The sequence below is a fragment of the Pseudomonas sp. Pseusp9 genome (assembly GCF_059491265.1).
Map to the genome: position 1 here is coordinate 4,559,226 of NZ_CP168500.1, position 24,200 is coordinate 4,583,425.

At 60.4% G+C, this 24,200-nt stretch carries 18 protein-coding genes; 7 read left to right on the plus strand and 11 right to left on the minus strand.

The features are described 5' to 3' along the window. The first annotated feature begins 164 nt into the window (after positions 1-164). The 6 genes from ACEN8E_RS20620 to cobA all read left to right on the plus strand — a co-directional run bounded on the left by ACEN8E_RS20620 (position 165) and on the right by cobA (position 9,622). Positions 165-1,376, plus strand: coding sequence for a nitrate/nitrite transporter (locus tag ACEN8E_RS20620; protein WP_104449766.1), 1,212 nt, complete (start codon positions 165-167; stop codon positions 1,374-1,376). Between the two features lie 7 nt (positions 1,377-1,383). Further along, positions 1,384-3,051, plus strand: a complete 1,668-nt coding sequence (locus tag ACEN8E_RS20625; RefSeq protein ID WP_495589652.1) for a bifunctional protein-serine/threonine kinase/phosphatase — start codon at positions 1,384-1,386, stop codon at positions 3,049-3,051. A 290-nt stretch (positions 3,052-3,341) separates the two neighbouring features. Further along, positions 3,342-5,795, plus strand: a complete 2,454-nt coding sequence (gene nirB, locus ACEN8E_RS20630; RefSeq protein ID WP_495589653.1) for a nitrite reductase large subunit NirB — start codon at positions 3,342-3,344, stop codon at positions 5,793-5,795. After that, complete coding sequence (nirD, locus tag ACEN8E_RS20635) at positions 5,792-6,109, plus strand: nitrite reductase small subunit NirD (RefSeq protein ID WP_495589654.1); 318 nt, start codon at positions 5,792-5,794, stop codon at positions 6,107-6,109. Before nirB ends, nirD begins: the two co-directional genes overlap by 4 nt. Then, a complete protein-coding gene (locus tag ACEN8E_RS20640) occupies positions 6,109-8,826 on the plus strand; it encodes a nitrate reductase (protein ID WP_495589655.1) in 2,718 nt (905 codons plus the stop codon). Before nirD ends, ACEN8E_RS20640 begins: the two co-directional genes overlap by 1 nt. 10 nt (positions 8,827-8,836) lie before the next feature. Next, the gene (gene cobA, locus ACEN8E_RS20645) at positions 8,837-9,622 is read left to right on the plus strand and encodes a uroporphyrinogen-III C-methyltransferase (RefSeq protein WP_495589656.1); all 786 of its coding nucleotides are present in this window, start codon (positions 8,837-8,839) and stop codon (positions 9,620-9,622) included. A gap of 75 nt (positions 9,623-9,697) precedes the next feature. On the opposite strand, the gene ACEN8E_RS20650 is transcribed toward cobA, so the two are convergent. The 8 genes from ACEN8E_RS20650 to ppsA form a co-directional block, all read right to left on the minus strand. Further along, positions 9,698-10,744, minus strand: coding sequence for an OmpA family protein (locus tag ACEN8E_RS20650; RefSeq protein WP_495589657.1), 1,047 nt, complete (start codon positions 10,742-10,744; stop codon positions 9,698-9,700). Between the two features lie 107 nt (positions 10,745-10,851). Beyond that, positions 10,852-11,442, minus strand: coding sequence for an RNA polymerase sigma factor SigX (gene sigX, locus ACEN8E_RS20655; RefSeq protein ID WP_075949123.1), 591 nt, complete (start codon positions 11,440-11,442; stop codon positions 10,852-10,854). Positions 11,443-11,532: 90 nt separating this feature from the next. Then, positions 11,533-12,357 (minus strand): mechanosensitive ion channel family protein, encoded by an 825-nt coding sequence (locus ACEN8E_RS20660; RefSeq protein ID WP_008027407.1) that lies wholly within the window; start codon positions 12,355-12,357, stop codon positions 11,533-11,535. A gap of 2 nt (positions 12,358-12,359) precedes the next feature. After that, positions 12,360-12,608: a hypothetical protein gene (locus ACEN8E_RS20665; protein ID WP_008017601.1), complete on the minus strand. Its 249-nt coding sequence runs from the start codon at positions 12,606-12,608 to the stop codon at positions 12,360-12,362. Between the two features lie 62 nt (positions 12,609-12,670). Then, positions 12,671-13,666, minus strand: a complete 996-nt coding sequence (locus ACEN8E_RS20670) for a zinc transporter ZntB (protein ID WP_413422023.1) — start codon at positions 13,664-13,666, stop codon at positions 12,671-12,673. Positions 13,667-13,693: 27 nt separating this feature from the next. After that, positions 13,694-14,182: a ribonuclease E activity regulator RraA gene (gene rraA / locus ACEN8E_RS20675; protein ID WP_181456758.1), complete on the minus strand. Its 489-nt coding sequence runs from the start codon at positions 14,180-14,182 to the stop codon at positions 13,694-13,696. A gap of 140 nt (positions 14,183-14,322) precedes the next feature. Continuing rightward, positions 14,323-15,312, minus strand: coding sequence for an alpha/beta fold hydrolase (locus ACEN8E_RS20680; RefSeq protein WP_495589658.1), 990 nt, complete (start codon positions 15,310-15,312; stop codon positions 14,323-14,325). 181 nt (positions 15,313-15,493) lie between these two features. After that, entirely contained in the window at positions 15,494-17,869 is a 2,376-nt protein-coding gene (ppsA, locus tag ACEN8E_RS20685) for a phosphoenolpyruvate synthase (protein ID WP_008017605.1), read from the minus strand. 174 nt (positions 17,870-18,043) lie between these two features. Between ppsA and ppsR the strand changes: the two genes are divergently transcribed. Further along, entirely contained in the window at positions 18,044-18,862 is an 819-nt protein-coding gene (gene ppsR / locus ACEN8E_RS20690; protein ID WP_008048584.1) for a posphoenolpyruvate synthetase regulatory kinase/phosphorylase PpsR, read from the plus strand. A 63-nt stretch (positions 18,863-18,925) separates the two neighbouring features. Here the strand turns inward: ppsR and prpF are convergent, their stop codons facing one another. The 3 genes from prpF to prpC form a co-directional block, all read right to left on the minus strand. Beyond that, a complete protein-coding gene (prpF, locus tag ACEN8E_RS20695) occupies positions 18,926-20,116 on the minus strand; it encodes a 2-methylaconitate cis-trans isomerase PrpF (protein ID WP_495589659.1) in 1,191 nt (396 codons plus the stop codon). A 62-nt stretch (positions 20,117-20,178) separates the two neighbouring features. Further along, positions 20,179-22,773 carry a Fe/S-dependent 2-methylisocitrate dehydratase AcnD gene (acnD, locus tag ACEN8E_RS20700; protein ID WP_495589660.1) on the minus strand — a complete coding sequence of 865 codons (2,595 nt, stop codon included), beginning with the start codon at positions 22,771-22,773 and terminating at the stop codon, positions 20,179-20,181. Between the two features lie 196 nt (positions 22,774-22,969). Beyond that, positions 22,970-24,097 (minus strand): bifunctional 2-methylcitrate synthase/citrate synthase, encoded by a 1,128-nt coding sequence (gene prpC / locus ACEN8E_RS20705; protein WP_495589661.1) that lies wholly within the window; start codon positions 24,095-24,097, stop codon positions 22,970-22,972. Between the last annotated feature and the right edge of the window lie 103 nt (positions 24,098-24,200).

Consider the following 24,200-nt stretch of genomic DNA (forward strand, 5'->3'; position numbering starts at 1 on the left):
CCACCTACGACAAAGACGTCGCGCACCTCATTTGCCCCTGGCAAACCGGGTCGCGGCGTTTTTTCGTTTTGGCCCCACAGCACGGGGTCGGTGGTGCGGCCGTAACGGCGCCCCACCTGCAAGCTCATGACTCCTTCCGAGACTCTTCACAGCTGAGGTGCGCGATGAATTCAAGCTTCTGGAAATCCGGCCATACACCGACATTGTTCGCAGCCTTCCTCTATTTCGACCTGAGCTTCATGGTCTGGTACCTGCTCGGACCTTTGGCAGTACAGATCGCCGCCGACCTGCACCTGACGACACAGCAACGCGGGCTGGTGGTGGCCACACCCATTCTGGCCGGGGCGGTCTTGCGTTTTATCATGGGGATGCTGGCTGATCGCCTGTCGCCCAAGACTGCCGGCCTGATCGGTCAGGTCATCGTGATCTGCGCACTGTTCGGCGCCTGGAAACTCGGCATCCACAGCTACGAGCAAGCGTTGCTGCTGGGGCTGTTCCTGGGCATGGCCGGCGCGTCTTTCGCCGTCGCCCTGCCCTTGGCTTCGCAGTGGTATCCGCCGCAGCACCAAGGCAAGGCCATGGGCATCGCCGGTGCGGGGAACTCGGGCACGGTGTTCGCCGCATTGATCGCCCCGGTGCTGGCGGCGGCGTTTGGCTGGAGCAACGTGTTCGGTTTTGCCCTGATCCCGCTGATCCTGACCCTGATCGTCTTCGCCTGGCTGGCCAAAAACGCCCCCGAACGGCCAAAGGCCAAATCCATGGCCGACTACTTCAAGGCCCTGGGCGATAGGGACAGTTGGTGGTTCATGTTTTTCTACAGCGTGACGTTCGGCGGCTTCATCGGCCTGGCCAGCGCCCTGCCCGGTTACTTCAACGACCAGTACGGCCTGAGCCCGGTCACTGCCGGCTACTACACCGCTGCCTGCGTGTTCGGCGGCAGCCTGATGCGCCCCTTGGGCGGCGCGCTGGCTGACCGTTTCGGCGGCATTCGGACCTTGCTGGCGATGTACACCGTCGCAGCGATCTGCATTACCGCGGTCGGTTTCAACCTGCCGAATTCCTACGCCGCACTGGCGCTTTTCGTCTGCACCATGCTCGGTCTGGGTGCCGGCAATGGCGCGGTATTCCAGTTGGTGCCGCAGCGTTTTCGGCGGGAAATCGGCGTGATGACCGGCCTGATCGGCATGGCGGGCGGCATCGGCGGTTTTGCCCTCGCGGCCGGCATGGGCGCGATCAAGCAAAGCACCGGCAGCTATCAACTGGCGCTGTGGTTGTTCGCCAGCCTCGGCGTGTTGGCGTGGTTCGGCCTGCACGGCGTGAAACGCCGCTGGAGAACCACCTGGGGTTCGGCCGCGGTCACGGCTGCGCGGGTCTGAGGTCGCGATGAGCCTGCAACTGAGTTTCGCCGAAGCCAGCGCCACCGGTCCCCGCGAGGAAAACCAGGATGCCCTGCGCCTGGTCACGCCGGCTCCGGCGCTGGCGGCGAGCAAAGGTTACCTGTTCGCCATCGCCGACGGTGTCAGCCAGTGCGCCGATGGCGGTCTGGCTGCCCGTTCGACATTGCAGGCCCTGGCGCTGGATTACTACGCCACGCCGGAAACCTGGAGCGTCGCCCAGGCACTCGATCGTCTGCTGTTGGCGCAAAACCGCTGGTTGCAGGCCAATGGCGGCGGACAACCGCTGCTGACCACCCTCAGCGCGCTGGTCCTGCGCGGCCGGCGCTTTACCCTCGCCCATGTCGGCGATTGTCGGGTGTATCGCTGGCACGCCGATCGATTGCAGCGCATCAGCGAGGATCACGTCTGGGACCAGCCAGGCATGCAACATGTGCTGAAACGGGCGCTGGGCCTGGATCAACATCTGGTGCTGGATTTTCTCGACGGTGAGTTGCGCCCCGATGAAAGCTTCGTCCTGCTCAGCGACGGCATCTGGGCCGTCCTGGGCGATACCGCGATCGCGGCGATCCTGCGTGATCAACCGGACTTGCACAGCGCTGCGCAAACCCTGGTCAGTGCCGCACACCTGGCGGGCAGCCAGGACAATGCCAGCGCCTTGCTGGTGCGGGTCGATGCCCTTGGTGAAGCGAGTATTGGCGATGCGTTGATTCACTTGCAGCAATGGCCATTGCCACCAGCATTGAAACCGGGTCAGGCGTTCGAGGGTTGGCAGGTCGAGGGAATCGTCGCCCAGAGCCAGCAATCCTTGCTTTATCGCGTTCGCGACAATCAGCAACAACCCTGGCTGCTGAAAACGCTGCCGGGGCGCCTGCACGACGATCACCAGGCCGGGCAAGCACTGCTGTCGGAGGAGTGGTTTCTCAAACGCGTGGCCGGTCGGCATTTTCCTGAAGTCCATGCCGCCAGCCAGCGTCAGCATTTGTACTACGTGATACGCGAATATTCTGGTGCGACCCTGGCCCAACGGCATGAACAAAGCGGACCGCTGCCGTTGCCCCAGTGGCAGGACATCGCCGAACGCTTGCTGCGTGCGGTCGGCCTGTTGCATCGACGGCAGATTCTGCATCGCGATATCAAACCGGAGAACCTGCTGCTGGGGCACGACGGTGAGTTGCGCCTGCTGGATTTCGGCCTCGCCTACTGCCCCGGTCTCTCGCAGGATCTGCCCTGGGCTCTGCCGGGTACACCCAGTTACATTGCACCAGAAGCCTTTCGCGGCGAAATGCCGACGCCACAGCAGGACTTGTACGCCGTCGGTGTGACCTTGTATTTCCTGCTCACCGGGCACTATCCCTATGGCGAAATCGAAGCGTTCCAGCGCCCGAGGTTTGGCCTCCCGGTCAACGCCAGCCGCTACCGGCCCGACCTGCCGGACTGGATCGCCCACAACCTGGAGCGCGCTGTGGCGGCGGCCCCCGATCAACGCTTCGAAACGGCGGAAGAATGGCTGCTGCTGCTCGAACAGGGCGAACGCCGCAGTTTGAATGTGCGCCCCAAGCCGTTGCTGGAGCGCGAGCCACTGAAGGTCTGGCGGACATTGGCACTGGTATCGCTGTTGCTCAACCTGGTGCTGCTGGTGGTTGCGCTCCATTAGCGGGCAGTGCGCTTTGTATCGGTGCATTCCCTCACGATTCTGTCCCTGTGAACGGGAAGAACACCAATAAACACGGGATCTGAGCGACTTGGCACAACCACTGCATTATCTCTTTCAACAGACATAAAGCGCAGGCTTCAACGACGAAGGCTGCACTTCCCGAGAGAACGGGACCAGGACAAAGGTGTCCTCGCCAGGTAACTGGCGGGACGCCTTTTTTTGTTTGCGCAAAATTTGTCGAGCATGGCCTGAACCCTGATGAGGCAGGCCTGAGCTCCCCGGAGAACCTGATGAAAAAACTAAAACTGGTGATGATCGGCAATGGCATGGCCGGGGTCCGGACCCTGGAAGAACTGCTCAAGCTGAGCACAGAGCTGTACGACATCACGGTCTTCGGCGCCGAACCGCACACCAACTACAACCGCATCCTGTTGTCGCCGGTGCTGGCGGGTGAACAGACCTTCGAAGAGATCGTGCTCAACGACCTGAGCTGGTACCTGGACAACAACGTCAAACTGCTGCTCAACCGCAAAGTGGTGGAGATCGACCGGGTCAAGCGCCGGGTCATCGCCGAAGACGGCAGCGAGGCCGAATACGATCGCCTGCTGATCGCCACCGGCTCGACCCCTTTCATCCTGCCCATTCCCGGCAACACCCTTGAGGGCGTGATCGGCTACCGCGACATCGCCGACACCCAGGCCATGATCGACACCGCGAAAACCCATCGGCACGCCGTGGTGATCGGTGGCGGCCTGCTCGGCCTGGAGGCCGCCAACGGCCTGATGCTGCGGGGCATGCACGTCACCGTGGTGCACATCGGCGAGTGGTTGATGGAGCGGCAACTGGACAAGACCAGCGGCCAATTACTGCAAACAGCCCTGGAGTCGCGCGGCCTGCACTTTCGCCTGAGCGAGCAGACCCAGGCCTTGCACGATGCGGGCAACGGCCGGGTCGGTTCGGTGCAATTCAAGAACGGCGACATCATCCCCGCGGACTTGGTGGTGATGGCCGCCGGCATTCGCCCCAATACCGAACTGGCGGAGAAATCCGGCATTCCGTGCAACCGCGGGATTCTGGTCAACGACACCCTGCAAACCTACGACCCTCGAATCTATGCCATCGGTGAATGCGCCAGCCACCGCGGCATCGCCTATGGTTTGGTGGCACCGCTGTTCGAACAGGCCAAAGTCTGCGCCAACCACCTCGCGCAACTCGGTTTTGCCACCTACAAGGGTTCGGTGACCTCGACCAAACTGAAGGTCACCGGCATCGACCTGTTTTCCGCCGGCGACTTCATGGGTGGCGAAGGCACCGAGACCATTACCCTCTCGGACCCGATTGGCGGGGTCTACAAAAAACTGGTGATCAAGGATGACGTGTTGGTCGGCGCCTGCCTGTATGGCGACACGGCAGATGGCGGCTGGTATTTCCGGCAGATCCGTGAAAACCACGCCATCAGCGAGATCCGCGATCACTTGATGTTTGGTGAAAACGCCTTGGGCGACGTAGGACATCAGGGCCAGGACAAGGCCATGAGCATGGCCGACAACGCCGAAGTCTGCGGCTGCAACGGCGTGTGCAAAGGTACCATCGTCAAGGCGATCCAGGAACACGGGCTGTTCAGCGTCGACGACGTCAAGAAACACACCAAGGCCGCCAGCTCCTGCGGTTCGTGCGCGGGCCTGGTGGAGCAGATCCTGATCAACACCGTGGGCGGCGCCGCCGACGTCAAGCCGAAAAGCGAAAAGGCCATCTGCGGCTGCAGCGACCTCAACCACGGGCAGATTCGCCAGGCCATTCGCGAGCAGCACCTGCTGACCATCGCCGGCACCATGAGCTACCTGAACTGGCGCACACCCAATGGTTGCGCCACCTGCCGGCCGGCACTCAATTACTACCTGATATCCACCTGGCCGGGAGAAGCCAGGGACGATCCGCAATCGCGCCTGATCAACGAAAGGGCTCACGCCAACATTCAGAAAGACGGCACTTATTCTGTAGTCCCACGGATGTGGGGTGGTGTGACCAATCCTTCGGAACTGCGGCGCATTGCCGACGTTGCCGACAAGTACAACGTGCCGATGGTCAAGGTCACCGGTGGCCAGCGCATCGACTTGCTGGGCATCCGCAAGCAAGACCTGCCGGGGGTATGGAAAGACCTGGACATGCCGTCCGGCCACGCCTACGGCAAATCCATCCGTACGGTGAAAACCTGCGTCGGCAGTGAGTTCTGCCGCTTCGGCACGCAGAACTCCACACAGTTGGGTATCGAGCTGGAACATGACCTGTTCAACATGTGGTCACCGCACAAGGTGAAACTGGCTGTCTCCGGTTGCCCGCGCAACTGCTCGGAAGCCGGCATCAAGGATGTAGGCATCATCGGCGTGGATTCCGGCTGGGAGATGTACATCGGTGGCAACGGCGGGATCAAGACCGAAGTCGCGGAATTCTTCGTCAAACTGAAAACCGCCGAAGAAGTCCGCGAATACAACGGTGCATTCCTGCAGCTCTATCGTGAAGAAGCCTTTTACCTCGAACGCACCGTGCACTACCTGCAGCGGGTCGGCATGGACCATATCAAGAAAGCCGTGCTTGAGGACCCGGAGCGTCGCAAGGCGCTCAACGATCGCCTGCAATTCTCGCTGTCGTTCGAACAGGACCCGTGGAAGGAGCGCCTGGAACAGCCACAGCTGAAAAAAGAATTCGACGTCATCCCCGTGAAAAACCTGGAGGTGCTGGCATGAACTGGCTGGATATCTGCGCACTGGATGAAATCAATGCCCTGGGCTCGCGGATCATCGCCGGTCCAAAGGGAGACATCGCGATTTTTCGTACCAGCGACGACGAAGTGTTCGCCCTCGACGACCGCTGCCCGCACAAGGGAGGGCCGCTGTCCCAAGGCCTGATCTATGGCAAACGGGTGGCCTGCCCGTTGCACAACTGGCAAATCGACCTGCAAAGCGGCGAAGCCCAGGCCCCGGACGTCGGCTGCGCCCACCACCACCCGGCGCGGGTCGAAAATGGCCGAGTGATGCTGGCCTTGCGGGACGCAGGCTGATGGACCGCCAGATCACCGCGTCCACCTGCTGTTACTGCGGGGTCGGCTGCGGGGTGCTAATCGAGCACGACGGCGAGCGCATCCTCGGCGTCAGCGGCGATCCGGCACACCCGGCCAATTTCGGCAAACTGTGCAGCAAGGGCTCGACCCTGCACCTGACCGGCGACGTGACGGCGCGGGCGCTGTATCCCGAACTGCGCCTCGGTAAAGGCCTGGCTCGCCACCGCACCAATTGGGATACCGCCCTCGATCACGCCGCCAGCGTTTTTGCCGCGACCCTAACCGAACATGGCCCGGACAGTGTGGCGTTCTACATTTCCGGGCAACTGTTGACCGAGGACTACTACGCCTTCAACAAGCTGGCGCGTGCCCTGGTGGGTACCAACAACATCGACAGCAATTCGCGGCTGTGCATGTCCTCGGCGGTGGTCGGCTACAAGCGCAGCCTGGGTGCCGACGCCCCGCCTTGCAGCTACGAAGACCTGGAATTGAGCGATTGCGTGATGATCGTCGGCAGCAACATGGCCTACGCCCATCCGGTGCTGTTTCGTCGACTGGAGGAAGCCAGATCCCGCCGGCCGCAGATGAAAGTCATCGTCATTGACCCGCGTCGTACAGACACCTGCGATCTGGCTGACCTGCACCTGGCGATCCTGCCTGGCACCGATGTCGCTTTGTTCCATGGGATTTTGCATCTGCTGCTGTGGGAAGACTGGATCGATCGTGACTTCATCCGGGACCACACCGAGGGCCTGGCCGAGCTGAAAAGCCTGGTGCGTGACTACACGCCGCAAATGGTTTCGCAGCTCTGCGGAATCAGCGTCGGGCAATTGCAGCAATGTGCCGAGTGGATCGGCACATCTCCAAGCTTTCTGTCGCTGTGGTGCATGGGCCTTAATCAGTCCACCGCCGGCAGTGCGAAAAACAGTGCACTGATCAATCTGCACCTGGCCACCGGGCAGATCGGTCGTCCCGGCGCCGGACCTTTCTCCCTCACCGGTCAGCCAAATGCCATGGGCGGGCGGGAAACCGGCAGTTTGTCCAACCTGCTGCCCGGCCATCGTGACGCCACCAATGCGCAGCACCGTGCGCAAGTGGCGTCCTACTGGGGTGTCGAACAACTGCCGGAAAATCCCGGGCTCACGGCGATCGAGCTGTTCGAGCAAGTGCGCAGCGGCAAGATCAAGGCATTGTGGATCGCCTGCACCAACCCCGCGCAATCCATGCCGGACCAGACGGCCGTGCGCGCCGCCTTGCAAGCCTGCCCGTTCGTGGTGTTGCAGGAAGCCTTTGGCACCACTGAAACCGCGAAGTTTGCCGACCTCCTTCTTCCCGCCACCAGCTGGGGGGAAAAGGAAGGCTGCGTGACCAACTCCGAGCGGCGCATTTCCCACGTACGCCAGGCCATCGCCGCACCGGGTGAGGCACGGCCGGACTGGGCGATCACCGTGGATTTCGCACAGCGCCTTGAAAAATACCTGCGTCCTGGTCAAATCAGCCTGTTTGCGTTCGATAACCCCGCGCAAGTCTTCGATGAATACAAACAACTGACTCGCGATCGCGATCTGGACCTGTCCGGTATCAGCCATGCGCTGATCGATCGCCTCGGCCCGCAGCAGTGGCCCTTCCCTTCGGGTGCCGTCGGGGGCACGGCACGACTGTATGTCGATGGGGTATTTGCCACTGCCAACGGGCGTGCACAGTTCGTGGCCGATCCGTATCGTGCCGCCAAAGAGCAACGCGATGCACGTTTCCCGCTGACCCTGATCACCGGCCGCCTGCGCGATCAATGGCACGGCATGAGCCGCACCGGCACCGCCGCACAGTTGTTCGGCCATGTCGGCGAAGCCGTGTTGAGCCTGCACCCGGATGAGCTGCGCCGGCATCGCCTGCAAGCGGGCGATTTGATCAGTCTGAAAAGCCGCCGCGGTGCGGTGATCGTGCCGGTCGCCAGTGACGACAGCGTGCGTCCGGGCCAAGCCTTCCTGCCGATGCATTTTGGCGACCGTTTTCTCAAGGGGGGCGTGAACAGCCTCACCCTGCCCGCCTTCGACCCATTGTCGAAACAACCGGAGCTCAAACACAGCGGCGTGCGCCTGGAACCGGTGCAATTGCCATGGCACCTTTTCGCGCTGATAGAGGGCGATGTCCAACAACATTTTGAGACTCTACGCCCTCTCTGCGAGGCGTTTTCCTACGTCAGCCTCAGCCTGACCGGTCGCGAGCGCCCTGCACTGCTGATACGCGCTGCCAGCGCCATGGCGCCAGATCCACAACTGCTGCGCGATATCGATCAATGCCTGGGGCTAAACGATGGACCGGTCCTGGCCTACGACGATCCGCGACGCTCCATCGGTAAACGCGTGCGGATCGAGAACGGCCGGATCACCGCGATCCGCCTGGCGGGTGAAACCCTCGCCCGGCACTGGCTGCAAAACCTCTGGCTTGAAGGACGCGCCGATGAACAGTTACGGCGCTGGCTGCTGGCGCCACTGAGTGCCCCACCGGGCCAGATCGACGCCGAAGCGATCGGCAACAAAACCTTGTGCAACTGCAAAAACGTCAGCCAGAACGCGGTCTGCACTGGCATACGCCGCGGCCTGGACTTGCAGGGCTTGAAACAGGAATTGGGTTGCGGCACGCAATGCGGCTCCTGCGTCCCGGAAATCAAGCGTTTGCTGGCCGCCACCGCGCAGCCGCAAGCCGCCATCTCGTGAGGAAAACACTATGAGTGCAAAAGTCTGGCTGGTGGGTGCAGGTCCCGGCGATCCTGAATTACTGACCCTCAAAGCTGTTCGGGCGTTGAGGGAAGCGGACGTGGTGCTGATCGACGATCTGGTCAACGACGCGGTGCTGGAACATTGCCCCGGAGCACGGATTATTCCGGTGGGCAAGCGCGGTGGCTGTCGTTCAACGCCGCAAGCCTTTATCCATCGCCTGATGCTGCGTTATGCCCGTCAGGGAAAATGCGTGGTGAGACTCAAGGGTGGCGACCCGTGCATCTTCGGGCGTGGCGGTGAAGAAGCGCAGTGGCTACGCGAGCGTGGCATCGAGACCGAATTGGTCAACGGTATCACTGCCGGGCTGGCAGGCGCGACGCAATGCGATATTCCATTGACCTTGCGTGGCGTGGCACGCGGGGTGACGCTGGTGACCGCCCACACTCAGGATGACAGCAGCCTGAACTGGCAAGCGCTGGCCCAAGGTGGCACGACACTGGTGATCTACATGGGAGTGGCGAAGCTCAGTGAGATCCGTGAGCAACTATTGGCGGGGGCAATGGCGGCGGATACACCCGTGGCAATGATTGAAAATGCATCGTTGCCGCATCAACGGGAATGTCGAAGCAGCCTGATGGCAATGGAAGAAGATGCCTGTGCCTTCGAGCTGAAAAGCCCGGCCATCCTGGTGATCGGCGCAGTCGCAGCCAACGTGAACACCTCCTGCGGGAGCGAGCCTGCTCGCGAAGAGACTCTACTCGTCGACACCCATGTCGGACGTCAACGCGCCTGACGCACCCCTCTTCACCAAATCGCAGGCAAAGAAAAGCCCGGCCTGAGCCGGGCTTTTCTCAGAGCTGCGAGCTAATTACTTAGCGTGAGCTTCAACCTGCGCTTCTACGCGACGGTTAACAGCGCGACCAGCTTCAGTTTTGTTGTCAGCAACTGGGCGGGATTCGCCGTAGCCAACGGACTGAACGCGGGACGACTCAACACCGTACTGGTTGGTCAGAACTTGCTTAACGGCGTTTGCACGACGCTCGGACAGTTTCTGGTTGTAAGCGTCAGGACCGACGTTGTCAGTGTGACCTTCAACAGTAGTGGTGGTCGATGGGTACTGCTTCATGAAGTCAGCCAGGTTCTTGATGTCGCCGTAGCTGTTTGGCTTGACTGCCGCCTTGTCGAAGTCGAACTTCACGTCCAGCTCAACACGAACAACTTCAGCAACAGCTGGGCAGCCGTCAGCGTCAACAGTTACGTTGGCTGGGGTGTCCGGGCACTTGTCAACGTTGTCGCAAACGCCGTCGTTGTCGCTGTCGGAGCAGACTTCTGGTGCTGGAACCGGAGCAGCGGCAGGCTTGTTGCCGCCACCGAAGTTCACACCCAGACCTACGGACGGGATGTAGTCCCAACGGCCGTTGTCCAGCTTGTAGTCAGCTTCTACGCCAGCACGAGCGTAGACGTTTTCGAGGAAGTAGTACTTCAGACCAGCGCCAGCAGTCAGGAAAGTCGACTGGTCACGACCGGTGTGGCCGTCAGCGGCTACGTTGGTCATGCTGCCGTGCTTGACACCACCTTGAACGTAAGGACGCAGAGCGTCGCCAGCGTTGTTGAAGTGGTACTGAGCGTTCAGACCGAACTGGTCGCCTTCGATTTTCTGATTACCAGTACCGTTGTTCGAACGGGTGTGGTCGTCATTGTTGTAGGTCAAGTTCAACGATACGTCGTCGGTCAAGAAGTAACCGATGGAGGCGCCAGGAGTGTAGCCGTCTTCAACGTTGTTAACGCTGTCGTTGTACTTCTTCCCGTAGTTGAGCTCGCCTTCAACTGCGCCTTGGCCTTGTGCCAGTGCGCCGAACGAAGTAGCGGCAATAAGAGTACCAATGGCCAAGCCCAAGGTGTTTTTCAGTTTCATCCGTTAAATCCCCATCTGGTGATTGTGAAGCAGTCCCGCAAACCGGGGGACAACTCGGCGGCAAGTCTAACAGAACTTGCCTACACGTAAGAGATATTTGCGCTGAACTAAGTTTCAGCAATGCCTGCAAATTTCTCACGCAATTTATCTAGAGCGCGTTTGTACCGCATTTTTGTTGCACTCAAACCCATATGCATGATGTCTGCGATCTCCTGAAACTCCAGCTCTGCGACAAAACGTAGCACCAGAATTTCGCGGTCAATCGGGTTCACATACACCAACCAGCGATCAAGTCCACCCTTTTCCTCAGGTTTCGGCGCCTTTTCTTCGGACGCTTCCTCGAGGGGGTCAAGACTCAATGCGTCCATCAAGCGACGCTTTCGCCGTTCCTTCCGATACTGTGTGATGCACTCGTTGTACGTGATGCTATATAGCCATGTCTTGAACTTCGATTTACCTTCGAAGTTCTTCAGGCCATACAGCACCTTCAACATGACCTCCTGACAGACATCGTCTGCATCACGATCGTTCCCGAGATATCGTGCACACACGTTAAATAATGTTCGCTGGTAACGCCGCATCAGTTCTTCATAGGCACGTGTTACGTGAAACAGCTCGGTATGCGAGCGCGCGACCAACTCCTCATCAGAGAGCTCGCGGGGGTCGTAGCGCATGGATAACGATTGGGCTTTATTCAAAACAAGTCGGGCCGACAGTCAGGTCAATGTCCGCCGCAGCCAGCTTCAGCGGGCATTTTGCGGCGGCATACATTAGCAGGGTTTGCCGGGTTAGCGGCTACTCACATGCTGCTCAAGAAGGATCCGATTGGAAAGAGAGACTAGCTCACCCTCATCGGTCAGCAATGTGGTTTTAACCGTGCCGATCTCTTCGATCTGGCCTTCGACCTCGCCAACACGCACTTGTTGCCCAACCTGGTACAGCTCACGCACGTAGATTCCCGCAAGAATCTGGCCGGCAATTTCCCGGCTTCCCAACCCCATGGCCAGCGCTACCGCCAGACCAACGGTTATCAACACGATCACGATCACATGGTTCAGCAGGTCAGTCTTGACCTCCAGCTGGCTGATCGCGACCGAAATACTGATGATGATCACCAGGCCCTGGGCAATCCGTCCAAGCCCTGCAGCATAGTCCAGGCCCACGCCTTCTGCCGCTCCACGCACCAGCCCGTTGGCCAGTTGCGCCAGCAAAACGCCTACCAGCAACACCAGCGCCGCGCCGAAAACCTTCGGCAAATACAACGCAAGCATATCCAGCGTAGCTGAAACTCGTTCGAGGCCAAGAGATTCTGCGGCGGAAACCAGAAAAATAAGTAGAACGAACCAATAGACGATCTTGCCGATCAGGGTCGAAATGGGAACCTGCAATCCGGCGCGGGACAGCAGCTTGGTCAGGCCGGTGCCGCCCATCAAGCGGTCCAGGCCCAATTTGGCGAGCAATTTGGACAGCAGGGTGTCCAGCAGCTTGGCTACGACGAAACCCAACAGCAGCACAACCAGTGCGCCGAACAGGTTCGGAATGAAGTTCGCAACCTTGGTCCATAACGCAGTCATTGCAGTGACGAGGCTCTGGGTCCAGAGATCAAGTTCCATATTCAATCAGCCTTATCAGCAGTGCGAGCGGTAGGTTTGCGAAGACGGGACACTGGCGCGACATGGGCCGAGCCGTTGTTCAGGGCGATCATCAGGGCGGGCAGCCAGCGGCCCAGCAGGCTGAACAAATCGCCGGCGCCGACCTGGCGGTTGGCGGTTTTCAGTACACGCCCAAGGCACGCATCGTCGTCCCGGGTGGACGGTGAGGCGTTGAGCATGTCGCGCAAAGACTGTTCAAACGGATCGTGCATACGCACCTCTCGTGATGTCTGAGGAAGACGCGGTGAGTTCTGGTCGGGTCACATGCTTTCCCTCAGACCCAGCGCAAACGTCGGAACAACCACCACTGCCCAAGCGCCACCGAGACCATCATCAGGCAGGCGATCAAAAAGCCATAAGGGCTGGCAGAGAATGGAATTCCACCGACGTTGATTCCCAATAGCCCGGTCAGGAAACTCATCGGCAAAAAGATCCCGGTGATGACGCCAAAGCGATACATCGTGCGATTCATGCGCACGCTCAACCGACGGTCTTCCGCTTCCAGCACCAGCCCCACCCGCTCCCGGGTCAATTCCAGCTCTTCGAGGTAGCGGGTCAGGCTGTTGTTCAATTCATTCCAGTAATCACCATCGTCCTCGACGAACCAGGGCAACTTGATCCGGGTCAACTGCCCGAAAATATCCCGCTGCGGAGCGAGAAAGCGCTTCAACGCGGCGGCCCTGCGGCGGATCTGCAATACGGCGCCATGCTCCGGAGCATACCGTTCGTCGGCATCCAGCTTTTCTTCCTCCTCATCGACCACTTCCGAGAGGTCGCTGACCAGATCCTGCACCTTGTTGGTGAGGTACTGCGCCATGTACAGGATGAGTTCGGAGGCTGTTTTCGGCCCTTTGCCGTCGGCCAGTTGCACCAGCAGTTCTTCAGTGGCGCGCAATGGACGCAAACGCAGGGAAATGACCCGTTGGGCGGAGCCGAAGATCCGCACCGACACCATGTCTTCCGGCTCGGCACCGGGGTTCAGATTGACCCCGCGCAAAAATAGCAGCAGTTCGCTGTCGGAAAGCTGTAAAAGTCGCGGACGAGTGTTTTCTTCGAGCAGCAGGTCACAGCTGAATTCGCTCAGACCACTGGATTTGCGTAACCAGGTCCGGGTTTGCGGATGACTGCGATCCCAGTGCAGCCACAGGCTTTCATGAGCCTGCAGCTGCAAGTCGTCAAGTTCAGTCCGGGCAATCGAACGCGCGCCGCCTCTACCGTCCAGCACCAGGGCATGCACCAGCCCCCATTGCGCGTTTTCTTCCTCGAACATCCGCACTCCTCTGGTCTGCAGCCGCTTTTATTCAGGCATTTTCAGCGGGCTTGGCGAGATGATCACGCCGTTGTTGTCCGCATAGATGTAATGGCCCGGATGAAAGGTCACGCCAGCGAAGGTCACGGCAACGTTGAGATCACCGATACCGCGCTTGTCGGTTTTCATTGGGTGGCTGGCCAGCGCCTGGACCCCCAGGTCGGTTTGCGCGATGACGTCGACGTCACGGATGCAACCGTAGATCACCAGGCCTTCCCAGCCATTGCTGGCCGCTTTCTCGGCGAGCATGTCGCCCAGCAGCGCGCGGCGCAGAGAGCCCCCGCCATCGACCACCAGAACCTTGCCATTGCCCTTGAGCTCGACCTGCTCCTTGACCAGCGAGTTGTCTTCGAAGCACTTGATGGTCACGATTTCGCCACCGAAGGAATCACGGCCGCCGAAATTGCTGAACATCGGTTCCAGCACCTGCACCAGTTCCGGATAGGCATCGCACAGGTCAGGCGTGAGGTAATGGATCATCGAGAAACTCCTGTAAAGAGGAAGACAGCACGAACATCAGTGATGGCTCAGTCACGGAAAGTGACCAGAACAGCTCAATGCGTCATATCTTAGCCGCAAGCCGACCAGAGCGAAATGCCCTTGTTAGAGCATCAGGCTCAAACCGCCGTGGCCAAATCCCCTTGTTCTCCCAACAACGGCGTCTGCTGGTCCGTCAGCCAACGAGCCACCAAAGGCCAGACTTCGGCCTGGGCAGGCTTGCTGACAAGCATTTCAACATGATCGAAATTATCGGCAAAACCCTGGTCACGACCCAGATTGATAAATTGTTTGTGCCCGGAACCGAACTGCTCGAACAGTTTGCGACAAGCCCACGCAGGATCCTGATGATCACCGGCAGCAGACACGGCAAGCACCGGCAACTTGACCTCGGCCAAACCGTCCCACCAGTTTTTATCGGCATCGCCAAAGCGCCCGAACAGACCGTACCAACGCATGCTTTCCAGGGCCAGGCCGATGGGTTCGTCCTCCGGACCGCGTTTGAGCCTTGATCCGGACAACTGGGCAAAACGCTTGAGAATGAAGCGACCGCTCCACTCCACCGGCGGAATCTTCAATGGCCAATAGGTGCGACTGACCTGGGCGCCGAAAAACGCCGCCGAGGCTACGACTGGCTCACCGATGTACTCGCCACCCAGCGCCGCGGCCAGGGTAATACCGCCCAGCGAGTGACCGATCCAGTGCGGCACCTGCCCGCTCTGTTCGCGCACGAACGCGCCAATGGCCGGCAGGTCATAGCGAGCGTAGTCGGCGACACGGTTCTTGCGGTAGTCGTGGTTGCGCTGGGACAGGCCGTGACCGCGCATTTCCGGAATCCAGACGTCGAACCCCAATCGGGTCAGATAAGCGCCCAACCCCAGGCCCTTGGGAGAAAACCAGAACCGGCGATTGGAAAAGCTGCCGTGCAGCAGGATCACCGGCACGCCGCGGGAAGACGGCTCATCGGCCATGCCGAGACGCGTCACAGCCAGTTCGACGGTGAAGTCGGGGCTGTTGCCGGGCTTCAAACGATACACATCTTCGCTCAGATCGCCGCGCCGCTCGGCGCTGATCAGGGCGACAGGAAATAGGTTGCTGCTGCTTTGCATAATCTCTTGCACAAAAAAGGGCGGCATCCTACAGGAGCCCGCCCTACCTGAATCTCAAAAGACCGCTCCCTGCTCGCGAAGAACTTCAGGACACCACGTTTATCCAGGATAAACGCGTTTTCGTTGACGTCCATCGCGAGCAAGCTCGCTCCTACAGAGAGAGCGGCCCGTTTACACCGGATCAGGCCGAAGCTTGACCTTCCGCCAGGAAGAACCAGGTTTCCAGTACGGAGTCCGGGTTCAACGACACGCTTTCGATGCCCTGCTCCATCAGCCACTTGGCCAGGTCCGGGTGGTCCGAAGGGCCCTGACCGCAGATGCCGATGTATTTGCCGGCCTTGTTGCACGCGGCAATGGCATTGGCCAGCAGCTTCTTGACCGCCGGATTACGTTCATCGAACAGGTGGGCAATGATCCCGGAGTCACGGTCCAGGCCCAGGGTCAACTGGGTCAGGTCGTTGGAGCCGATGGAGAAACCGTCGAAGAATTCGAGGAACTCTTCCGCCAGGATGGCGTTGGACGGCAGTTCGCACATCATGATCACGCGCAGGCCGTTCTGGCCACGGGCCAGGCCGTTTTCCGCCAGCAGATCGACCACCTGGCTCGCTTCACCCAGGGTACGGACGAACGGCACCATGATTTCGACGTTGGTCAGGCCCATCTCGTTGCGCACACGCTTCAGAGCACGGCACTCGAGCTCGAAGCAGTCGCGGAACGATTCGCTGATGTAACGCGAGGCACCGCGGAAGCCCAGCATCGGGTTCTCTTCTTCCGGCTCGTACAGCTTGCCGCCGATCAGGTTGGCGTATTCGTTGGACTTGAAGTCCGACAGGCGCACGATGACTTTCTTCGGCCAGAACGCAGCCGCCAGGGTGCTGATGCCCTCGACCAGTTTCTCGACGTAGAAGCCTACCGGATCGTTGTAGCCGGCGATGCGCTTGTCGACGCTTTCCTTGATGTCCAGCGGCAGGCCGTCATAGTTCAGCAGTGCCTTGGGGTGCACGCCGATCATGCGATTGATGATGAACTCCAGGCGAGCCAGGCCCACACCGGCGTTCGGCAGCTGCGCGAAGTCGAAAGCACGGTCCGGGTTACCGACGTTCATCATGATCTTGAACGGCAGCTCAGGCATGGCGTCAACGGAGTTCTTCTTGATGTCGAAGCCCAGTTCGCCTTCGAAGATGAAACCGGTGTCGCCTTCAGCGCAGGAAACGGTCACGCCCTGGCCGTCTTTCAACAGCTGGGTGGCATTACCGCAACCCACTACAGCCGGGATACCCAGCTCACGGGCGATGATCGCCGCGTGGCAGGTACGGCCGCCACGGTTGGTGACGATGGCGCTGGCGCGCTTCATGACCGGTTCCCAGTCCGGGTCGGTCATGTCGGACACCAGTACGTCGCCTGGCTGGACCTTGTCCATCTCGGACACGTCCTTGATGATGCGCACCTTGCCGGCGCCGATGCGCTGGCCGATGGCACGACCTTCCACCAGCACGGTGCCGGTTTCTTTCAACAGGTAACGTTCCATGACGTTGGCCTGGGTGCGGCTCTTCACGGTTTCCGGACGGGCCTGCACGATGTACAGCTTGCCGTCGTCACCGTCCTTGGCCCACTCGATGTCCATCGGGCACTGGTAGTGCTTCTCGATGATCATCGCCTGCTTGGCCAGCTCGCTGACTTCGGCGTCGGTCAGGCAGAAACGTGCGCGCTCGGCCTTGTCCACGTCGACGGTCTTGACCGAACGACCGGCCTTGGCCTCGTCGCCGTAGATCATCTTGATGGCCTTGCTGCCCAGGTTGCGGCGCAGGATCGCCGGGCGACCGGCGGCCAGCGTGCCTTTATGGACATAGAATTCATCCGGGTTCACCGCACCTTGCACGACGGTTTCACCCAGGCCGTAGGCGCCGGTGATGAACACCACGTCACGGAAACCCGATTCGGTATCGAGGGTGAACATCACGCCGGCGGTGCCGGTTTCGGAGCGGACCATGCGCTGTACGCCGGCCGACAGGGCTACCAACTTGTGGTCGAAGCCCTGGTGCACGCGATAGGAAATCGCACGATCGTTGAAAAGGGAGGCGAACACTTCCTTGGCGGCGCGAATGACGTTTTCGACACCACGGATATTCAGGAAGGTTTCCTGCTGACCGGCGAAGGAGGCGTCCGGCAGGTCTTCGGCGGTAGCGGAAGAACGCACGGCCACGGCCACGTCAGGGTTGCCGGCGGACAACGCGGCGAACGCGGTGCGGATTTCGGTATTCAGCTTTTCAGGGAACTCGGCTTCCATGATCCATTGACGGATCTGGGCACCGGTCTTGGCCAGGGCATTCACGTCGTCGACGTCCAGGGCATCGAGGGCATCGTGAATCTGCTGATTCAAGCCGCTCAGTTCCAGGAAATCACGATAAGCCTGAGCGGTCGTGGCGAAGCCACCAGGCACCGATACACCGGCACCTGCAAGGTTGCTGATCATCTCGCCCAGGGATGCGTTCTTGCCCCCCACATGCTCAACATCGTGTTTGCCGAGCTTATCGAGGGAAACTACGTACTCTACCAAGGTGATCTCTCCACTAACTGTGTTGGAAAAGCTCAGACACCGGCTGCTCGGGGGAGCGTTTGCCAGCTGTATGGCCTGGACCTGGAAAATAAGTGAGAATGCGGGCCATCGGCGGCCGGCAAATCGCGCCTATCATATCCAAGATTCGTTACTAGCTTAAGGCCCAAGGTGCAAATGAAACGATCTGCTTTCTTTATCTCCGATGGTACCGGCATTACCGCCGAAACTCTGGGTCAAAGCCTTCTGGCGCAGTTCGAAAACATTACCTTCAGCAAAGTCACGCGGCCGTATATCGACAACGTGGACAAAGCGCGGGCCATGGTACAACAAATCAACAAGGCCGCCGAAACCGACGGCTTCCGTCCGATCATCTTCGACACCATCGTCAATCAGGACATTCGTGAGATTCTCGCAACCTCGAATGGTTTCATGATCGATATCTTCTCGACGTTCCTGGCGCCACTTGAACAGGAACTGACCGAACATTCTTCCTACACCGTGGGCAAGTCCCACTCCATCGGCGCCAACACCAACTACATGGAGCGTATCGAGGCCGTTAACTTCGCCCTCGACAACGACGACGGCGCCCGCACGCACTATTACGACAAGGCCGACCTGATACTAGTGGGCGTGTCGCGATGTGGTAAGACGCCGACGTGCCTGTACATGGCGATGCAATTCGGCATCCGCGCGGCCAACTACCCGCTGACCGAAGACGACATGGAACGCCTGCAATTACCAAGCGCCCTGCGCGCCCACCAGCACAAGCTGTTCGGCCTGACCATCGACCCGGACCGCCTCACGGCGATTCGCAACGAACGCAAACCCAACAGCCGCTATTCGAGCTACGCCCAGTGCGAGTTCGAGGTGCGCGAGGTCGAAAACCTGTTCCGCCGCGAAAACATCCCGAACATCAACTCCACGCATTTTTCCGTGGAAGAAATTTCCGCGAAGATTCTCGTGGAGAAAGGTGTGGAGCGACGGTTCAAGTAGCTCTCCGGTGTTTGAGCGGGCCTCTTCGCGAGCAGGCTCGCTCCCACAGTTTTTTGGGAGATCTTAGAAAGAATCCCCCGGCACCCGCACAAAGCCTTCCATCAATACCCGCGCACTGCGGCTCATGATCGCCTTGTTCACGGTCCACTCGCCGTTGACCTGACTGGCCTCGGCGCCGACGCGCAAGGTGCCGGACGGGTGACCGAAGCGCACAGCATTGCGTTCGACACCGCCGGCAGCGAGGTTCACCAACGTGCCAGAAATCGCCGCGGCCGTACCGATCGCCACTGCCGCCGTCCCCATCATCGCGTGGTGCAACTTGCCCATGGACAGTGCGCGCACCAGCAGGTCGATATCCCCTGCGGCAATCGCCTTGCCACTGGAAGCCACGTAATCCGCCGGCTTGGCCACGAAGGCCACTTTCGGCGTGTGTTGGCGCTTGGCCGCTTCGTCGACGTTCGAAATCAGGCCCATGCGCAATGCGCCGTAAGCGCGGATGGTTTCGAACATCTGCAAGGCTTTCGGGTCGCCATTGATCGCGCCCTGCAACTCGGTGCCCGTGTAGCCGATGTCTTGGGCATTGACGAAAATCGTCGGGATCCCGGCGTTGATCATGGTTGCCTTGAAGGTACCGACACCGGGCACTTCCAGGTCGTCCACAAGATTACCGGTAGGGAACATCGAACCGCCGCCACCCTCTTCTTCCGCCGCCGGATCGAGGAACTCGATCTGTACTTCGGCCGCCGGGAAGGTCACGCCGTCGAGCTCGAAATCGCCGGTCTCCTGCACTTCACCGTTGGTGATCGGTACATGAGCGATGATGGTCTTGCCGATGTTGGCCTGCCACACGCGAACCACCGCCACACCGTTGTGCGGGATGCGGCTGGCGTCCACCAGGCCATTGCTGACGGCGAACGAACCGACCGCCGCCGACAGGTTGCCGCAGTTGCCGCTCCAGTCCACGAACGGCTTGTCGATGGACACCTGGCCGAACAGGTAGTCGACGTCGTGATCGGCCTTGATGCTTTTCGACAGGATCACGGTTTTGCTGGTGCTGGAGGTCGCGCCGCCCATGCCGTCGATTTGCTTGTCGTACGGGTCGGGGCTGCCGATCACGCGCAACAGCAAGGCATCGCGGGCCGGGCCGGGAACCTGGGCTGCCTCAGGCAAATCCTTCAGGCTGAAAAACACGCCTTTGCTGGTGCCGCCACGCATGTAGGTAGCAGGAATCTTGATTTGCGGTGCATGAGCCATGGTGCTCGTTACTCCTTGAAATGAGACACGGGACCCAAGGTCCCGTGTCGGTACAGCCTGTATTAAACGGCAGCCGCCGATTCTTCGAGGAAGTCCTGGGCGAAGCGTTGCAACACGCCGCCGGCCTCGTAGATCGACACTTCTTCGGCGGTGTCGAGGCGGCAGGTCACCGGCACATCGACGCGCTCGCCGTTCTTGCGATGGATCACCAGTGTCAGCTCGGCACGCGGAGTGCGGTCGCCAATCACGTCGTAGGTTTCGCTACCGTCGATGGCCAGGGTGTGGCGGTTGGTGCCTGGCTTGAACTCCAGTGGCAACACGCCCATACCTACCAGGTTGGTGCGGTGGATGCGTTCGAAACCTTCGGCGGCGATCGCTTCCACACCCGCCAGACGTACGCCCTTGGCCGCCCAGTCGCGAGACGAACCCTGGCCGTAGTCGGCACCGGCGATGATGATCAGCGGCTGCTTGCGATCCATGTAGGTTTCGATGGCTTCCCACATGCGCATCACTTTGCCTTCCGGCTCGACACGGGCCAGCGAGCCCTGCTTGACCTTGCCGTTTTCCAGAACCATTTCGTTGAACAGTTTCGGGTTGGCAAAGGTCGCGCGCTGCGCGGTCAGGTGGTCACCACGGTGAGTCGCGTAAGAGTTGAAATCCTCTTCCGGCAGGCCCATTTTCGCCAGGTATTCGCCGGCGGCGCTGTCGAGCATGATGGCGTTGGACGGCGACAGGTGATCGGTGGTGATGTTGTCCGGCAGCACCGCCAGCGGGCGCATGCCTTTGAGCGGACGCGCGCCGGCCAGTGCACCTTCCCAGTACGGCGGACGGCGGATGTAGGTGCTCATCTCGCGCCACTCGTACAACGGCGCGACTTTCGGGCCGGTGTCTTCGTGGATGGCGAACATCGGGATGTACACCTGGCGGAACTGCTCCGGCTTCACCGACGCCTTGACCACGGCGTCGATTTCTTCGTCGCTCGGCCAGATGTCTTTCAGGCGGATTTCCTTGCCGTCGACCACACCCAGTACGTCTTTTTCGATGTCGAAACGGATGGTGCCAGCAATTGCATACGCGACCACCAGTGGTGGCGAGGCGAGGAACGCTTGCTTGGCGTACGGGTGAATCCGCCCGTCGAAGTTACGGTTGCCGGACAATACCGCCGTGGCGTACAGGTCGCGGTCGACGATCTCTTGCTGGATCACCGGGTCCAGTGCGCCGGACATGCCGTTGCAAGTGGTGCAGGCGAAAGCCACGACGCCGAAACCGAGCTGCTCCAGCTCATCGGTCAGGCCGGCTTCATCGAGATACAGCGCCACGGTTTTCGAGCCCGGCGCCAGGGACGACTTGACCCATGGCTTGCGGGTCAGCCCGAGCTTGTTGGCATTGCGCGCCAGCAGGCCGGCGGCGATCACGTTGCGCGGGTTGCTGGTGTTGGTGCAACTGGTGATGGCCGCGATGATCACCGCGCCGTCGGGCATTTGGCCCGGTACGTCTTCCCACTTGCCGGAGATGCCTTTGGCCGCCAGATCCGAAACCGCGACACGGGCGTGCGGGTTGCTCGGGCCGGCCATATTGCGTACTACCGACGACAGATCGAAGGTCAGGCCGCGCTCGTATTGCGCGCCCTTGAGGCTGTCAGCCCACAGACCGGTCTGCTTGGCGTAGTTTTCGACCAACTGCACCTGCTCGTCTTCACGGCCGGTGAGCTTGAGGTAGTCGATGGTCTGCTGGTCGATGTAGAACATCGCCGCGGTGGCGCCGTATTCCGGGGCCATGTTGGAAATGGTTGCGCGGTCGCCGAGGGTCAGCGCGGAAGCACCTTCGCCAAAGAATTCCAGCCAGGCACCGACCACTTTCTGTTTGCGCAGGAACTCGGTCAGCGCCAGCACCATGTCGGTGGCGGTGATACCCGGTTGCAGCTTGCCGGTCAGTTCGACGCCAACGCTTTCCGGCAGACGCATCCAGGAAGCGCGGCCGAGCATCACGCTTTCGGCTTCCAGGCCACCGACACCGATGGCGATCACGCCCAACGCATCGACGTGCGGGGTGTGGCTGTCGGTGCCGACGCAGGTGTCAGGGAACGCAACGCCGTCACGCACCTGGATCACCGGAGACATTTTCTCCAGGTTGATCTGGTGCATGATGCCGTTGCCCGGCGGGATCACGTCGACGTTCTTGAACGCCTTTTTGGTCCAGTTGATGAAGTGGAAGCGGTCTTCGTTGCGACGGTCTTCGATGGCGCGGTTCTTCTCGAACGCCTGCGGATCGAAGCCACCACGCTCGACAGCCAGGGAGTGGTCGACGATCAACTGCGTCGGCACCACCGGGTTGACTTGCGCAGGGTCACCGCCCTGCAGGGCGATGGCGTCACGCAGGCCGGCGAGGTCGACCAGCGCGGTCTGGCCGAGAATGTCGTGGCACACCACGCGGGCCGGGAACCACGGGAAGTCGAGGTCGCGCTTGCGCTCGATGAATTGCTTCAGGGATTCGGTGAGCGTGGCCGGGTCGCAGCGACGCACAAGGTTTTCCGCCAGCACGCGGGAGGTGTACGGCAGGGTGTCATAGGCGCCAGGCTGGATCGCCTCGACCGCTGCGCGGACATCGAAGTAATCCAGGTGGCTGCCGGGCAGCGATTTACGGAATTGTGTGTTCATCGTCAGGACTCGGTCACGGTAGTTACAAAAGGTGGGGCCTGGCACTGGTTTCGAAGCCAATGCATTCCACTGTAGGAGCGAGCTTGCTCGCGATGGTGTATCAGTCGACACCAATGTGAATGACACTCCATCGCGAGCAAGCTCGCTCCTACAGGGATCTGCGTTGATTTCAGATCCCGGTGCCGACCTCCACCATTCAGCGTTGTTCGATTGGTACGAACTTGCGCTGCTCAACGCCGGTGTACTCGGCGCTTGGACGGATGATGCGGTTGTTGGCACGTTGTTCGTACACGTGGGCGGCCCAGCCGGTCAGGCGCGAGCAGACGAAAATCGGTGTGAACAACTTGGTCGGGATGCCCATGAAGTGGTACGCCGAGGCATGGTAGAAGTCGGCGTTCGGGAACAGCTTCTTCTGCTCCCACATGGTCTTGTCGATGGCTTCGGACACCGGGAACAACACCTTGTCACCCACTTCGTCAGCGAGCTTCTTCGACCAGCCCTTGATCACCTCGTTGCGTGGATCGTTGTCCTTATAGATCGCGTGGCCGAAGCCCATGATCTTGTCCTTGCGCTCGAGCATGCCGAGGGTGCCTTTGATCGCGTCTTCCGGCGACGAGAAACGCTCGATCATTTCCATCGCCGCTTCGTTGGCACCGCCGTGCAGCGGGCCGCGCAGCGAGCCGATGGCTGCGGTGATGCACGAAAACAGGTCGGACAGGGTCGATGCGCAAACACGTGCGGTGAAGGTCGAGGCGTTGAACTCGTGCTCCGCGTAGAGGATCAGCGAAACGTTCATCACCTTGACGTGCAGCTCGCTCGGTTTCTTGCCGTGCAGCAGGTGCAGGAAGTGGCCGCCGATGGACGGCTCGTCGCTCACGCAGTCGATGCGCTTGCCTTCGTGGCTGAAGCGATACCAGTAAGTCATGATCGCCGGGAAGGCGGCCAGCAGACGGTCGGTCTTGTCATGCTGCTCGGAGAAATTCGCCTCGGGTTCCAGGTTGCCCAGGAACGAGCAGCCAGTGCGCATCACGTCCATCGGGTGGGCGTCGGCGGGGATGCGTTCCAGCACTTCTTTCAGCGCTTGCGGCAGGTCACGCAGCTTGCTCAGCTTGGCGATGTAGGCGCTCAGCTGTGCCTTGCTCGGCAGCTCGCCGTACAGCAGCAGGTAGGCGACTTCTTCGAACTGCGCGTCAGCCGCCAGTTCACGAACGTCATAACCACGATAAGTCAGACCGGCACCCGACTGACCCACGGTGGACAGTGCGGTTTGCCCGGCTACCTGGCCACGGAGCCCGGCGCCACTGAGTACTTTTGCTTCGGCCATTGCTGTCTCCAATCTTTTAATTTGTTAGGGAATCGGCAAATTTATGGGCCGGGTTCACGCCGACCCTGTAGGAGCGAGCCTGCTCGCGATGGTGGACCAAACA